Source organism: Bacillus capparidis, from assembly GCF_017832095.1.
Classification (GTDB): domain Bacteria; phylum Bacillota; class Bacilli; order Bacillales; family Bacillaceae; genus Bacillus; species Bacillus gobiensis.
Window position 1 is genome coordinate 1,019,503 of the sequence record NZ_JAFDST010000002.1, and the last position, 15,010, is coordinate 1,034,512.

Below are 15,010 nucleotides of genomic sequence, written 5' to 3' on the forward strand. Positions count from 1 at the left end.
TCCCGGGGATTACCCGGGATTCAAGTGAAATTTGATTTTTTATATATGCTGTGGACCACAATTGCTGCACCTAAGGCCAGCAATGAAAGGAAAACCGAGGAAAGCAAGAATCCGGCAACGAGTAAAAATGCACTAATAAAAATCCATATATGAACGATAGCTTTCACGTCCTACTACTCCTCTAAATTGTAGTTATAAGCTTCTTTCTTCATTTTTTTAATATTTAATGCTTCGAAGACCAGTGCTTTTGAAGCAACGTATGAGTTATATTCAATTCGTTCCAGCATGTCGTATGCTTTATGCAGAGTTTTATCAAGAACAAGAATCCCGTGTTTATTCAATAGCATAGCGAATGGAACCGGACGGTGAGCAAGAGTGCTTAAATAGTCCCGGACGATATCTGCTAATTCCCTTGAAGTCGCTGGTGCAAACGGCAAGGTCGGGATGTGCCCCAGCTTTTGAGTCGCTTCTGTCAGATTGGGAAGGTCCATGCCGACAGTGGCAAAAACCAAGGATTCTCTCGGATGGGAGTGCAGCACGCAGCCGATGTCCGGCCGGCTTTTGTAACAGGCCATGTGCATATTGATTTCGCGGGTAATGTTTCCTTCGCCCTCGACTTTTTGTTCATTCATATCGACGACAAGAATTTCAAAGGGCTTTAGATCACAAAATTTTTGTTGGGACATTAATGTTGGTGTCATGATAATGTGCTCTTCATTCATCCGGACGCTGACATTTCCTCCAGCAGCATTGGTTTCAAAACGGTCAAACATTAACTTTACAACCTTGCACAAGTCTTCTCGTTCTTTACGATATAACATGCTGATTCTCCCCCATTTGAAAAATAGTAATTTCGTTAAAAAAACCTTCCGCTTCATGAATGTCAAAGCTGGTGCAATCCGATTTCGTCACCTTCGAAGCTGAACACCCTGTCGCATATCTGATCACAGTCTGCAAGTCGGCTCCTTTTGCCAATTGGGCTAAAAATGCTCCGACAAATACATCTCCCGCACCTGTATCATTTCTCTCCTTGATTTGGGGAGGCAGCACACGATACATCTCCTCCCCATGCACCACATAACTTCCGTCTTTACCTAATGAAACAACTACATAGGCAATTTTTTTGGCAAGCTTCCGAATGTTATCAACAAAATGAGACTCTTGATTCGCAAACAGCTCTTCTGCCTCAAATTGATTTGGCTTAATAAAATCAACTTCCATTTCAACTGCCGCAGTAAGGGCTTCGCCAGATAGATCGCAGCCGATAAAGCAGCCTTTTTTCTTTAACATCCTCATGATTTCTTTTAATTTTTGTAAGGTGTAATCGGGCGGCAAAGATCCAGCAATGATTGCCATATCCTTTGAAGTGACCTGTTGTTGAATGAAATCGATAAGCAGCTGATGGTTTTCATCCGATACATGAAATCCATCTTCTGTGACCATCATGCTTCCGTTATGAGAATCATCGACGATGACAATGCATTCTCTTGTCGAAGCCCCCTTTTCAACAAAGAGCTGATGGTTGATTTCTTTTATCTCCAGAATCTTTTTCATTTGCTCCAGATTATTTTCCCCTATAAACCCGAGCGCCTGATTCTCAATACGAAATTTGGTTAGTACATGGGAAACGTGCAGCCCTTTGCCTCCCAGGTCGAATTCTGTATTATTGACACGATTTGTTTTCTTTTTTGTTAAAGATCCCCTGACTTTGATCAGACGGTCGATTGCTGGGTTGAGAGTAATCGTATAGATCACGATGAAATCTCCTTTTCAAAGCCTGATTGACTTTCAATTTTCTCTGTTCGTTTGCTCATCATTTTGTAATAAACGATAAACAACGCAATCCAAACCGCGACAAGAATAATACCTAAGAAATTGCCTTCTGTAATCTCACCCGCCTGTGCAAAAATATATCGGAAATCAGGATATTCCAGTGTGCTCCATGATAAAAGCTGGCCATCCTTTAGGGTTACCGCTCCCGTATCCTTTGCCAATTGAGTGATCGTCGGTGCAAATCCCGTAGCCGTATACAAAAAGACGGGCGTTGAGATGATTCCGAGCAACAGCATTCTTAACAGATTTCCGCCAGTAATGATAAGCGCCGGCACAGCAAAGGAAATGTTGATGATCCCGGCAAAAGGCAAAATGTTATTTCCGGGCAAAATAATGGCGTAGATTAATGTGATCGGAACCATTAAAATCATCGCAACCCACGCTTCACTGCTTCCCGCTAAAATCGGCCAGTCCAGCCCGATAAACAGCTGCCTGTTTTGAAATTTCTTTTTCATATATTCAGAAATGGCATCCGATAAAGGAGAAAGCGCTTGCATAAATAACTTTGCAACCATGGGAAATAAGGTCAGTGCAGCCGCTGCTTGGACGGCCAGCATCAACATATCAGGAACCGAGTACCCAGCTACAATCCCGAGCAACAAACCGATAATAAAGCCCATGACATGATTTTCTGCAAAAATCCCGAGCTTTTCCTTTAAGGTATCTGCATCTACATGCCGGTCAAAAATTGGTATTTTTCCTAAAAGCCAATTGAAGGGAAGCAGAAATATTCCAAACAGCATCATGCCATGCGAAACAGTGACCCCCGGTATTCCCGTGATTTTTTCGATCTGCTTCTGGTTCACATCCGCAAGCAGCAATTCGAAAACAATCTGAATCGCGGCTACAAAAAAAGCGATATAGATATTTCCTGTCACTCCAATGACTAATACAGCCGTCAAAATCTTTCCCCAAACGTTCCATAAGTCAACGTTTAAGGTTTGCGTTTTATTGAAGATTAATAGAATGCCGTTTATTAAAAGCTGCAAAGGGAACATCAAGAATGCCAACGGCCAGGCCCATGCCAATGTTGCCAGTGAGGTCCAGCCGCCGTCAATGATCGTCAGCTGAATTCCGGTCCTCTCCACCAGTCCTTGAGCTGCCGGAGTCAATGCATCCAGCATAAAGCCAATGACGATATTCATCCCAACAAACGCAACTCCTAAAATGATCCCTGCCCCGAGTGCGTCCTTCCACTTCATTTTTGCGGCAATTCCCACGATCACCATCAAGAGAGGGACGAAGACTGCGGCGCCAAGATCCAATACATACTGAATAACGCTTTGCAATAGATCCATCTTATTCACCTCTTTTTATTTTAATAAGGCGATCAGCCGCTCTGTTTCTTCCTGCATCCCCATCCCTGTCAAGAATGCGATTCCGTTTAAGGTTGGTATCGAATATTCTTTTTTAGATTTCGTAATGGCAATGTAGACGTCACTTGATTTTACGTAATGCTCCAGCGATTTTATATCGACTGCTTCGACATTTGCCCGAACCCCATTTTGCTCAAGAATTCTCTTTACCTTTGATGCTACAGTTTGACTTGTCGCTACACCTGATCCGCAAGCTACTATAACCCTCTTCATCGCACTCACTCCTAAAATGTATGTTTTAAAAAGCTAATCATTTGCTGCTTATCATGAATTGATTTTAATTCCGTGACAAATGTTTGATCATTAAACTTTTCCATTAACACTTGCAGCAGCTCAACCTGGCTTTCCGGTTCTTTAATCCCCAGTACGAAAAAACAATCAACCCAGATTTCTTCGTCGTCAGTTCCCATATGGATAACGGGTACCTTCGTTTCATTTTTAACGACCGCTATAAATGGGCAGTTTACATGAACGGTATCAGTATGCGGGATACCGACATTAAAACGGTTTAACGCCAGTCCGGTAGGATAATTTCTTTCTCTCTCTAAAATGCCCGGTATGAAGGACTCTTTCACATATCCTAATTCAGCTAAGCTTCTTCCGACAAATGATAGTACTTCTTCTGCCGACTTTGCTTTCAGCTGTGTGAAAACGAGCTCCTCCTTGAAAATTTTTGCTTCAATCAAATGCGCTCACCCCCTTTTCAGATACAGGAGATATGACCTCTAACACATCAATTTCATTTTTGGCTTGAAAAATCTTGTCAGCTTTCGCTTCATCCAAGAAAATTTCATTTAAATGCAGGAGTGTCGGAACGTGATGTTTGTAGTCTTTAGGAGACAATATCACCATCATTTTTGCTGCACCTCCATCAGGCATTTCAACAAGATGCTTGCAAATGAGCAGGCTGAAATCTTCCATTTCCACCCCATCACCTGGACTTGCATGGGGTAGATACACTCCTGGCCCGATCATCATCCGGCTGCTTTCTTTCTGAAATAATTCCAGCACTTTTCTACAGTAGCTTTCTTTTACTGACTTCCTTTGCATCATTGGATTCATGGCTGTTTCGATTGCTTCCTCCCACGTCATATCTCGATCGGAAAATAAGATATGCCGGGAAGAAAATGAAAAAATGGTTTCTCCGTGCTTCGTTTGTACGCTTGTCAGGGCAGGCGCTTTAAAGAAATCAGTAATTTTGTTTTGAATCGCCTGATAATCCTTGATGTCAATATGTTCTTTCAATTGGTAGAAAAGCTCTTTTGCTTTTTTTTCATCATCCTTGTCAATGCATTTTCTTAATTCTGCTTTTAACGCTTTGCGATTTTCTTTCGTTAAAATTGGATCAACGAGAAACGTTTTCTTCGATGTGTTTAGCGGTACCGTTGAGAAAATAAAATCGACCTCATGCTCATGCTTTTTATAATTCCTCTCAGCAAAAGCGCCAATAAAATGAAAATGGGGAAACATTCCTCTCAAAGATTCAAGCATGAGCTTTGATACTGAGGTGCCATTCCGGCAAACAACCAATGCTGTGAACACATGGTCCCTCTGCTCTGCCGTTTGGTAAATCCATGCTTGAACAAGCATAGCAATATAGACGATTTCCTCTTGAAGGAAAGACTTGCGTGCGAATTCCTCTATCGGATGAATAGACTTGGATACAATCGAGTAGATTGAAGGAAATTCAGTGATAAATTGTTCTTTTAAAGGGTTTCTCATATTTAATCGCAGCCTCGCTCTGTAAATTGCCGGTTTTAAATGTAAGATAAGCTTGTGCTTAAGCTCCGTTTTATTCATTAATGCAGTAGCCAAATAACCTTCTAAATTCTCTAAAAATCCATCTACAGCCAGCATAAGGTCCATACTGCCCGATAGGTCCAGCGCTGACTCCAGCATGCTTGAAGACAGGACTTGAAGTGACAAGTATAATTTATCCTTTTCACTCAGCACCCCGGTTCCCCAGAACATTTCCTTCAGACTCTGGTACTCTTTCGTATTGACCAAATCATAATCATCCAGTTCAGACGTCCACTCGACTTGAAATTCTGAAATTCTCTTAATTAGTAAATGAAGAACAAACGGCAAATCTTCAAGCTGTTCATCTGTCAACGAAACCTGAAGCTCATTCTCCATTTTTATCAGCCGCTGTTTTAAAAAGAAAAGCTCGGTTTCATCAACCATTTTTTTTCGTTCAAAGAGCGCAGCTCCAAAATCATTCAAAAGCAGTTTCTTGGCTTCGGTCACTAGAAGCTTGCGCATATTAAATTCAGAGCCGTGAATCTGATATCCGCAGCTGCGGGAGTACTCTAACTGCAACGAATAGCTAAGCAAGACTTCTTTTACGGCCTTCATATCATTTAGAAGCGTATTTTTACTGACACCGACAAAATCAGCCAAGTCTTGAAGCGAATCACAGTTGCAATCCGTTAATAGCTTAATCAGGATCAAATGAATTCTGATTTCCGGAGAGATATAATCCAAATTGATAAACCTTGATTCCTTCAGCATCTGGTACAGGCTTTCTCTCGTAGCTTCAGATATTAAAATATTCCCGTTATCATCATTCAGGAGAATACAACCTTTATTCTCTTTTATTAAGCAAGCATTTATATCGTTTATATACTCTTTAATCACGTGTTTCTTTTGCTTGATGTCTTTTTCTATTGATTCAATTGAAGATGATTGGTTCACTAATAAATGGAGAACGACATCGTTTAATTCAACCTTCATTGTCAACACCCCCGCCTGACTTACTTTCATTATAAAAGATAAATCCATCGATTATTTGCCGTTGAACACAATTTTAGTAAGCGCTTTCAAGTGGCGATTGTGATCATCAAGGAGATTAAACAAACGTTTGATTAAGTCAAAGTACAAATGAAAACAGCTGCTCTTGTTTCCCTTCAGAGCAGCTGTTTCTTTGTGTCTCATATTACCCGGGATTGCGAGATAGATCAGGCAGTTTTTCCACTCTCTTTGCCAGGCTTGGTGATCGCTAACAAAAGAAGGACATTGACTGCGATTTCACCAATTGTTCGGAGCCAGCTTAAAGTTGTCCATTGATCTGCCCGAGCAGCAAGTGCTACAGAAGAGGGACCAGTTGGAGGTGTATTCATAAAATCAGTAATCTCCGGAACGAAATAAAAGAAGGTTGCGATCCGTATGAGAAGATAAAGTCCAAGCACAGCAAGAAGTAGATTTCTAGGACGTTTTTCTTTCCAGTACATGACTAATGCGATAACTAGAAAGATATTCGCAAGTATATGGAACGGGACCCAAAAAGAAATAAGCGAAATACCATCGGGTTCTTGAATCAAGGCAAATGACCCCTGTATATTCTTCAGTGGATTTTTTTACATATTTTTAAGCAGACGGTTCCTTGTCTTCCTCACCGTTTCCGTTCCCATAATAATTTAGAATCCACTCACATACTGTTACTTGTTCATTGGCATCACTCAAAGCTTGTCCCTCCCTCTAACTTGTTAACTTAAATTAAATTATAAGGCTCTCTTAAATATGTTCCGAGGTTTGCATCAGAACCAAAAATATTGACAATCTACTAGACATCACTTAATATTCAATTAAACCAATAGATTTACTAGTAATTGATACCTTAATATTAGTAAATGCTTACCAGGCAACTGGTGGCCAGAACACTGTATAAACAGATGGGCTGGCCTTTTTGCTTTTTTACAACTAGATAAAGAAAGAGATAGTGGAGTGGTTGACTCCATGAAAAGGAGATATTTCATATGAAGGATCGATATCAACCTATTTTGGAACCATTTGTATTACCAAATAGTACTCAGTTAAAAAACCGAATTGTCATGGCTCCAATGACTCATGGTGCTTCAAATACAGATGGTTCCATTTCAGATATGGAAATAAAATACTATGCACGTCGTGCAAATGGAGTAAGCATGGTCATAACGGCTGGCACATCGGTAATGCCTAATGGTGGATTGGCAGGATCAGCCGCAGTTGATAGTGACGACATGATCCCTGGTTTAAACAGACTCGCTTCTACCATTAAGGATCATGGTGCAAAAGCTGTTCTACAGATTTTCCATGGGGGGCGAAAATCACTTCCGTTAAATGGAGACGTTGTGAGTGTTAGTGCTATCCCCGAAGACAAAGAGGAAGATATTTTACAGCATATATTGACTGATACAGAGATTGTCGAGATTATTCATGCATTTGGTGAAGCTACTCGACGTGCAATCGAAGCGGGATTCGATGGAATTGAGATACATGGTGCGAATGGATGTCTCATTCAGCAGTTCTTTTCACCTTATACCAACAGACGTAGTGATCGTTGGGGAGGAACCATTGAGAAACGCATGACTTTTCCTTTAGAGCTAATAGACGAGGTGAAGCGGGCCATTCGCCAACATGCGAAAGAACCGTTTATTGTTGGTTATCGTGTCTCTCCTGAAGAGCCAGAAACACCAGGAATTACGATGGCAGATACTCTTGTATTTGTAGAAGCTATCGCATCTAAAGGACTTGATTATCTACATATTTCCTTGAATGACTTTTGGTCTGTTCCACGACGCGGTATCGATGATTCCCGCACCCGATTAGAGATCATTCAAGAACGTGTGGGCAGTCAGGTTCCTGTCATTGGAGTTGGAAACATTCGTACTCCTCTGGATACCATTAAAGCCTTGCAAACAGGTATTCCGCTCATCGCATTAGGACGTGAAATCATAATGGAACCAGACTGGATTAAGATGATCGTCCAAGGACGTGAGGGAGAAATTAAAACAACTCTATCCGAAAAGGATCAGGATAAATTAGTTATTCCTGATTCATTGTGGAAATTTATTCTAGATGTCCCAGGTTGGTTTCCAGTCGAAACTGAGTAATAAACATTTAAGTACAAGTTTGCTTTGACCTTTGAATTATACGACGATGGGTTTTTTCGAGAGGTTGAGGGAGTTGTCAGTCATGTGAAGGATATAATGGGAGATACAAATTTAATTAGATTTAACGGTATTGTAGATGTAAAGAGTAAATAAAAAAGCCCATGATTGGCTTTAGTTAACTTGCGAATCTAACACAAATGCATTGTGTTAATTCACAAGATTAGCCCTCCCGGGTGGAAGGGCTAATACAGTTTACAATAAAAAGACGTCATAACGACGTCTTTTTATTGTAAACAGATATTAATAAAATCCTTTCCTAATGGCGTATATGGAAGGAGAGTTGATGGATCAGGTAGTTGGGCTTAATGAGTTAAAGTAGCATGTGTAGGACTGAGGACGCCAGACGGTCAGGTATGGATAGAGCTAATCAAATTTTATACGCCGTCAGATGAAAAAGATATTCAGCAACCTTTTGCAAATACCCTGGGTATCCGGCATATTGCATTTGCTGTTGAAGATATTGAAGCCTTTGTTGCCAAATTGAAAAAGAAATGTATGGAAATCTTTAGTGAGATACAAAACTATGAAGAAAGATATAAGTTATGCTACTGTCGTGGGCTAGAGGGAATTATTTTAGAGTTGGCGGAGCAAATCAAATAAATTAAGGGTAATTAATAGTTATCGGGCCAATAATTGATGGATTTTGACATACCGCCAGTGAAATATGTAATCACGTCGATAAAGTTGTTCTGCAAGCGAATATTAAATAGAACAAAAAAGAGTATAAAGAAATGATTTTATACTGCAAAACATGATGCAATATTAGCAATAATTTTTTCTTTGATTGTTGTCGCTTTAACTTTTATTGGATAAATCCTATTTAATCTTTATTGGACTAACGGGTGTGATACTTCAAGATGGCATCGACTTTTCTTTATTGTCCTAACGAAGCAGGTTAGTACAATAAGAGTAGTTTAAATGCGGTATAATTTTTGAAAGGGGAGATGAATTATGCTTAGGGTAATCTTAGAATTATTTCGCATCGTAGCTATCATTTTTATTCTTGGCAGTTTAATGGGAGCTTTAGTTAATTTAATCTATGCGAGTATGGAAATAAACGTAGATAATCCAACTGGTGGATGGTTTGTTGGTGTAGCAATCTTACTTTTACTATTTGTATTATATAGAAATCGCCTTCAATTTTCAGGATTTTATAAAAGTAAAGGAAAAGAAAAACTCTCAAATAAAATAAGTATTTTCTTAATTTGTTTTTCAATGCTATTGATAACGATTGCTCCCTTATTTCGCTAACGGGTGCTTTACTTTAATAAAGAGTAAAGCGTTTTTTTATTCAGGTTAGTTCAACTGGAGACAAAGACCCTTGTTACACCGAAGAAAGATACTTGAAAATAGTAGAAAACTCAAATATCACTCCGAAGTTAATTCCGAATGTTAATCATAGTTTAGAATATGACGAAAACGCTGTGGAATCTATTGGAGTATTGAGAAATGTGATAAACGACATAGAACAATTTTAATGAAAAACGCTTGGATAAAATATATCCAAGCGTATGCAACGGCTTTTCGGGACATCGATCTGTAAAGATTGATTATAATCCCCCTTGGGGAACCATCCTCCCTTCGAAAGTCAAAAGGAGCTCCTAATACTCGGAAACGTTTCATCATGATTGCTTGGTGTGATTACGGCCAATTGTTTAACAACACAATGCCCAGTGTAACGATAATCATTTTAAACTTTTTCATGCTCATTCCTCCTAATCAATAAAATGTCGTACATCAAAATTGAGTTATTTTCTTGTACTTTAATACCACCATCCAAACGATAAACATTCTCTCCCCAACTTAATCAACAAATATTCTGTCTTTGAAGCTCAATAATTGATTTAATTCAAAAAAATCCCCCTTCTCAATTGTTATAATGTTGTAAAAATTGAGCCCAAGTTCGCCAATTGAAGCATATCCATGTGTTTTTGCCCTTAATTTCATTCTAATATGTGCACCTTTGCTCTTACATACATCGGTGAAAGAGTTTGCTCCCATTTACTTTAGCAATGAAAGGGTTTACTTTGATGATGAAAGGCATTGTGTTGATTCACAAGATTAGCCCTTCCAACTGGAAGGGCTAATTTTATGCTTTCTATCTCCATGTATCATAAGAAGTAACATTGAAATGGTTAAACATAGATATGGCAAGTACAGAAAGGACCATCAATGATTAATCTTTGATTTATGTACAATTAATTTTTGTAAAATATCAGCCAGTCGAAACTTGGAGCTTTGGCTTTAATATGGGAGGGTCTATTCTTGTGGTTCATGTAGCTAAAACCTTAGACAAACCCATATTTTACGGCACAAGAAAAGAATCCATTTTGAAAAAAGATTGATCAAAATGGATTCTTTTCTTGTGAATTAGTATACATTTTTTATAAAAAAGTTTGATCAAAAGTTTTCAAAAATATTGCTACGAGAATATTTTCTTTAAAATTACCATTTAAAAACGGTTAAACTTTTTAATAAACGGTACGACATTATTGAAAACGTCGCAACTTTTTATAAATATCGTGACTTTATTTTAAATCCACACATCGCCGATATTGCAAGCATTGTCAACATGTATCATAAGAAGAAATATGGAGAGTAACATTTCTCGCGAGATATAAGCGAAATTTAGTATTTTAGTCATTCACTAATTATTCGTTATTTCATACGCGCTATAAAGAGGCTAGGGACTTTTCATTAGGCTGTACAAAACGCAGATCGTAAATTGAATGATGTCGCCTTTTGGGTAATTAACCGAACATAAGGGGCCTTGACTTTCGTATGATCAAGGGTAAAACTTTCAACTTTTGCCATAATTCAGATCTCCTCACATGCGCTTTTTTCATTACTTAAATGCAGGGACATATACACCGTTATATGTCTTTTTAATGGTGTTTGCGACCGATTGTGTCTGATAAGCTTTGACCACTTTCTTATACGTGCTGTTGTTCTTGTCTGCAGTACTTGAAACAATGACATTGATCCACGGTTTGTTATTCGGGTCATTGAGATCCGGTTGAATATGATAAATCGAATCTTTTATCGGATCCATTTTATTATCGATGATAAAGTTGCTATTTGTGATCCCTGCAGCAAAGTCTGGAAGCAGACTAGGGATCTTAGCAGGGTCAACTTCGACAATATTCAAGTGCAGTTTATTTTCTGTAATATCTTTCACAGCTGGTGAGTACCCTTTGCTTGGATCAAGTTTGATCAAGCCCGCACTTTCCAAAACTTTGAGTGCTCTTCCAGCATTCGTGACGTTGTTCGGGATAGCAATTTTATCCCCTTCTTTAACCTGTTTGATACTCTTAAGATGATGCGAATAGACGTTTAAAGGAACAATATAGGATTGGCCGATGACGGTAAATTTATACCCTTTTTGCTTTTCTTCCTGATTCAAGAATGCATTGTGCTGGAAAGCCGTTAAATCCAGCTCTTTATTATCTAGAGATTGATTGGCAATGATTCCATCTGTAAATTTCACAAGGCTTACTTTGATGTTATCTTTTGCTAAATTTTTATTGACCTGTTTCCAGATCGGATCATCACTGTTGCCGACAACCCCAACTTTTACTTCCTTTACTTTGTCCGAGCTGCCGTTTGAAGACGAACCGCAGGCAGCAAGAACCAGTATAAAACTAAATATGAGAACTAAACTGCTGATTTTTGTGATTTTATTCATGATGAATTCCTCCTAATGCGTGGTTTTTTTGGTAATCAATGTGCCTATTATTTGAACGATACTGACAAAAATTAAGAGAACAATAATCGATAGATAGGTAGCATCTAATTGATTTTGCTGATAGCCGTAACGAATCGCGAAATCGCCGATCCCTCCGCCTCCGACAACGCCGACAATCGCCGTGAGTCCGATCAGACTGATGACAGTTATCGTTGTTACTCGCGCGATGGAAGAGATACCTTCTTTTAAATAGACGGAAACAATAATTTGAAAAGGCGATAACCCCATGGCAATCCCTGATTCAACCAGTCCTTCATCCACTTCACTTAAAGCGGACTCGATCTGTCTGGAGAAAAAGGGCGTAATGCCAACAATAAGCGGGAATATGGTGCCCTGTACACCGACAGCTGTCCCGGAAATCAATCGGGTAATCGGGATTAATGCTGCAATGAGAATAATGAATGGAATCGAACGGAACAGGTTGATCAACTTATCAAAAATATTAAAAATAAAGGTATTCTCTAAAATCCCATCTTTTTTTGTGGATACCAGAATGATCCCTATCACTAGGCTAAGCAGAAAAGAGATAAGTCCTGACTCAAATACCATTTTCAGCGTTTGAATAATTGAAAGATAAAATTCATCCATCACTTGAGAAACATTAGGAAGCAAGAATTGTATCAAGTTACCCATGGTTTTTTAGCACCTCAATCGCAAAATGCCTTTTTTTCAGATACTGCAGCGCATGATCAATATCCGGCTTCTGACCGCTTAAAATAACAATTAATCCCCCAAGTGGATTATCGCTTAAGATTTGAATATCCCCAAAGACAATATTTGCATCAACGTTATACGCCCTTGATATATAAGAAATGAGCGGCTCGGAAACACTGTTTGAGGTATAGCTCATTTTAAGCAGCAATTGTCCCGGCTGCAGCTGCACCACAGGAGATTTTGTTTTAATTAAGTTTTCCACACTGCCTAACGTTGACGTCGTTTCAATGAATGACTGCGTCAGCTCCTGCTGCGGATTTGAAAAAACTGAGTAAACATCACCTTCCTCAAGGATCTCCCCTTTATCGAGCACCGCGACCTTTTGGCATATTTCTCTGACAACGGACATTTCGTGGGTAATCACCACAATCGTTAATCCCAATTCCTTATTTAATTTCTTCAATAAATAAAGGATCGACTTCGTTGTCTTGGGATCCAAGGCACTTGTTGCCTCATCACACAAAAGGATCTTCGGCCGGTTAACCAGTGCCCTAGCGATCGCCACGCGCTGCTTCTGACCGCCGGACAACTGAGAAGGATAGGCATTTCTTTTGTCCGGCAGCGCAACCAGCTGCAGCAATTCCGTAATTCGCTCATTAATCTCTTTCTTAGTTAAGCCGCTATGTTTCAAAGGAAGAGCAATATTATCAAAAACCGTTCGGGAAGGCATGAGATTGAATTGCTGAAAAATCATACCAATCTTTCTTCGGACTGCCCTTAGTTCTTTTGCTTTTAAACCAACGATATTGCGGCCTTCACAGAAAACATTGCCTTCCGTTGGTTTTTCAATCCCATTAAAACATCTGACCAGCGTCGATTTTCCAGCACCGCTATAGCCAATGATGCCAAATATATCCCCCTTTTCAATTGAGAGATTAACGCCTTTTAATACGGGATGTTCTTTCTTACCATCCGTGAAAACTTTAACCACATGCTCCATACGAATAATCTCTGACGCTGACATTAGTACAGGCCCCCTTTCAATTATTTTCTATCAAAAAGTCTCAAAGATAAGAAGTCTTGTTTGTGGTTCTCCCCATCTTTTGAACACAACCATGTGTTCCTGGAATGAGCAACATAGTGATTCTGCTGGTTTCCCGAGTTTCATTGGGCCAGTCCCTCCGCCGCTCTGGATAAGTAAAAGGATTCATTTTATCTTTTATAAAAGGTTAAGGCTCCCACCTCTAAGCGAAGTGGGACTTTCCAATCAAGTGAGGTCCCCATCTGATTCCCCGATGTTTTAGCTTGCTGAAACGAGTTCACTATTGATGTTTCTTATGAATGTAAAAAAATATCCATATTTATATATAGATGGATTTTTCCAGACGTTGAATTGCTTCAAAGACGGAGGTCTCAGTCACTTCAAAAGGAAGCAAATGAATCGTTTTGTCCGGACTCACAGAATAAGCGGCTAGCTTGCGAATATCTTCTTCAGGACGCGCATCAAGGTGTAAATCCCGCAGATTCATAGGCAGCTTTAGGCACTGGTAAAACGGCTGAAGACGACGGACTTCCTCCCACTTTTCTTCAAGTGCTAATTGAACCATGATCCCATAGGCCACCTTGACGCCATGCAGGATATGTTTTGTCTCAGGGAAAACGGTCAGTGCATCATGGATCGAATGCGCTGCAGTTGCCCGTCCGTATTCGTCGCCGAACCCGCCGACAAGGCCGCCAGCAATTATATTCGTTTCCATCACGAGCTGCCAGGGCTCGGATAAAACGCCTCGTTTCATATCCTCCACAGCCTGTATTGCATACTTCAACGGAATGTCCCGACAAAGTTTAGCGGACTCTCTTGCATACAGAATGGAAAGATGATTCTGATGAACATGGGTGAGCAAACTGTCGGACTCATACCACTTCGCCAGTGTATCAGCAATACCGGCAATAAAATAATCAATGGGAGAATCCAATATTACCCGAGGCTCTATGAGCACAAGACTGGACTGTTTTGGATAAATCTCATGTCCAATGGATACACCATTATCTTTGTAAATAACGCTGAGTGCCGACCATGCCGCACAATTGCTCGCCATTGTCGGCAGTATCACCAGCGGACGCCCGCCAGATTTAAAAGCCGCGGCTTTCGCAGTATCGATCACTTTTCCACCACCAAGCCCGATAACAAGATCAATATCTGATTCCCGGATTTTCTGAATGACACGGTCAATCTCCTGATACGAACATTCGCCTCCGAAGGTCATCTCGTGTACATCGAAACCCGCTCCATTTAGATCGGGCAGATAAGGAGCCGTTTTGTGCCAAGATTTTACACCATGAAGAATAAGAACCCGAGCGGCCGACAGCACCTTGAGAAATTCCGGCAGATAATTATAGGCGCCTTCTTCAGAGATATACTGCTGAGGCCCGACTCTGGATACCAAATGAAAAGACATCGTGCTGAACTC

The 15,010-nt window shown here is 39.9% G+C and carries 15 protein-coding genes, 1 pseudogene and 1 riboswitch; of the genes and pseudogenes, 3 read left to right on the plus strand and 13 right to left on the minus strand.

Annotated elements, in window-relative coordinates; translation table 11 throughout:
* Positions 1-20: 20 nt before the first annotated feature.
* The 8 genes from JOC74_RS12210 to JOC74_RS12245 all read right to left on the minus strand — a co-directional run bounded on the left by JOC74_RS12210 (position 21) and on the right by JOC74_RS12245 (position 6,529).
* Positions 21-167 (minus strand): hypothetical protein, encoded by a 147-nt coding sequence (locus JOC74_RS12210; RefSeq protein ID WP_158320317.1) that lies wholly within the window; start codon positions 165-167, stop codon positions 21-23.
* 6 nt (positions 168-173) lie between these two features.
* Entirely contained in the window at positions 174-821 is a 648-nt protein-coding gene (locus tag JOC74_RS12215; RefSeq protein WP_053604831.1) for a class II aldolase/adducin family protein, read from the minus strand.
* Positions 808-1,755, minus strand: a complete 948-nt coding sequence (locus JOC74_RS12220) for a 1-phosphofructokinase family hexose kinase (RefSeq protein ID WP_053604832.1) — start codon at positions 1,753-1,755, stop codon at positions 808-810. The genes JOC74_RS12215 and JOC74_RS12220 overlap by 14 nt, the downstream gene beginning before the upstream one ends.
* Positions 1,752-3,131: a PTS galactitol transporter subunit IIC gene (locus JOC74_RS12225; protein WP_053604833.1), complete on the minus strand. Its 1,380-nt coding sequence runs from the start codon at positions 3,129-3,131 to the stop codon at positions 1,752-1,754. The genes JOC74_RS12220 and JOC74_RS12225 overlap by 4 nt, the downstream gene beginning before the upstream one ends.
* Positions 3,132-3,146: 15 nt before the next feature.
* Positions 3,147-3,422 (minus strand): PTS sugar transporter subunit IIB, encoded by a 276-nt coding sequence (locus tag JOC74_RS12230; protein ID WP_053604834.1) that lies wholly within the window; start codon positions 3,420-3,422, stop codon positions 3,147-3,149.
* Positions 3,423-3,433: 11 nt separating this feature from the next.
* Entirely contained in the window at positions 3,434-3,895 is a 462-nt protein-coding gene (locus JOC74_RS12235) for a PTS sugar transporter subunit IIA (protein WP_053604835.1), read from the minus strand.
* On the minus strand, positions 3,888-5,942 hold the full coding sequence (locus JOC74_RS12240) for a BglG family transcription antiterminator (RefSeq protein ID WP_053604836.1): 2,055 nt from the start codon (positions 5,940-5,942) through the stop codon (positions 3,888-3,890). Before JOC74_RS12240 ends, JOC74_RS12235 begins: the two co-directional genes overlap by 8 nt.
* Before the next feature lie 224 nt (positions 5,943-6,166).
* Positions 6,167-6,529, minus strand: coding sequence for a hypothetical protein (locus tag JOC74_RS12245; protein ID WP_053604837.1), 363 nt, complete (start codon positions 6,527-6,529; stop codon positions 6,167-6,169).
* A gap of 435 nt (positions 6,530-6,964) precedes the next feature.
* On the opposite strand from JOC74_RS12245, the gene JOC74_RS12250 reads away from it, so the two are divergent.
* The 3 genes and pseudogenes from JOC74_RS12250 (at position 6,965) to JOC74_RS12260 (ending at position 9,391) form a co-directional block, all read left to right on the plus strand.
* Complete coding sequence (locus tag JOC74_RS12250) at positions 6,965-8,080, plus strand: NADH-dependent flavin oxidoreductase (protein ID WP_053604838.1); 1,116 nt, start codon at positions 6,965-6,967, stop codon at positions 8,078-8,080.
* A gap of 328 nt (positions 8,081-8,408) precedes the next feature.
* Positions 8,409-8,740 (plus strand): annotated as a pseudogene (locus tag JOC74_RS12255) (VOC family protein); the annotation flags it as partial.
* A 351-nt stretch (positions 8,741-9,091) separates the two neighbouring features.
* The gene (locus tag JOC74_RS12260) at positions 9,092-9,391 is read left to right on the plus strand and encodes a hypothetical protein (RefSeq protein WP_225970252.1); all 300 of its coding nucleotides are present in this window, start codon (positions 9,092-9,094) and stop codon (positions 9,389-9,391) included.
* Positions 9,392-10,837: 1,446 nt separating this feature from the next.
* On the opposite strand, the gene JOC74_RS24455 is transcribed toward JOC74_RS12260, so the two are convergent.
* The 5 genes from JOC74_RS24455 to JOC74_RS12285 all read right to left on the minus strand — a co-directional run bounded on the left by JOC74_RS24455 (position 10,838) and on the right by JOC74_RS12285 (position 14,998).
* Positions 10,838-10,954 (minus strand): S-ribosylhomocysteine lyase, encoded by a 117-nt coding sequence (locus tag JOC74_RS24455; protein ID WP_225970253.1) that lies wholly within the window; start codon positions 10,952-10,954, stop codon positions 10,838-10,840.
* Between the two features lie 31 nt (positions 10,955-10,985).
* Positions 10,986-11,825 carry a MetQ/NlpA family ABC transporter substrate-binding protein gene (locus JOC74_RS12270; protein WP_053604840.1) on the minus strand — a complete coding sequence of 280 codons (840 nt, stop codon included), beginning with the start codon at positions 11,823-11,825 and terminating at the stop codon, positions 10,986-10,988.
* A 12-nt stretch (positions 11,826-11,837) separates the two neighbouring features.
* A complete protein-coding gene (locus JOC74_RS12275; RefSeq protein ID WP_053604841.1) occupies positions 11,838-12,518 on the minus strand; it encodes a methionine ABC transporter permease in 681 nt (226 codons plus the stop codon).
* Entirely contained in the window at positions 12,511-13,563 is a 1,053-nt protein-coding gene (locus JOC74_RS12280) for a methionine ABC transporter ATP-binding protein (RefSeq protein WP_245212888.1), read from the minus strand. The genes JOC74_RS12275 and JOC74_RS12280 overlap by 8 nt, the downstream gene beginning before the upstream one ends.
* A gap of 69 nt (positions 13,564-13,632) precedes the next feature.
* Positions 13,633-13,739: riboswitch (SAM riboswitch) on the minus strand.
* Between the two features lie 161 nt (positions 13,740-13,900).
* A complete protein-coding gene (locus JOC74_RS12285; RefSeq protein ID WP_053604842.1) occupies positions 13,901-14,998 on the minus strand; it encodes an iron-containing alcohol dehydrogenase family protein in 1,098 nt (365 codons plus the stop codon).
* Positions 14,999-15,010: the final 12 nt, after the last annotated feature.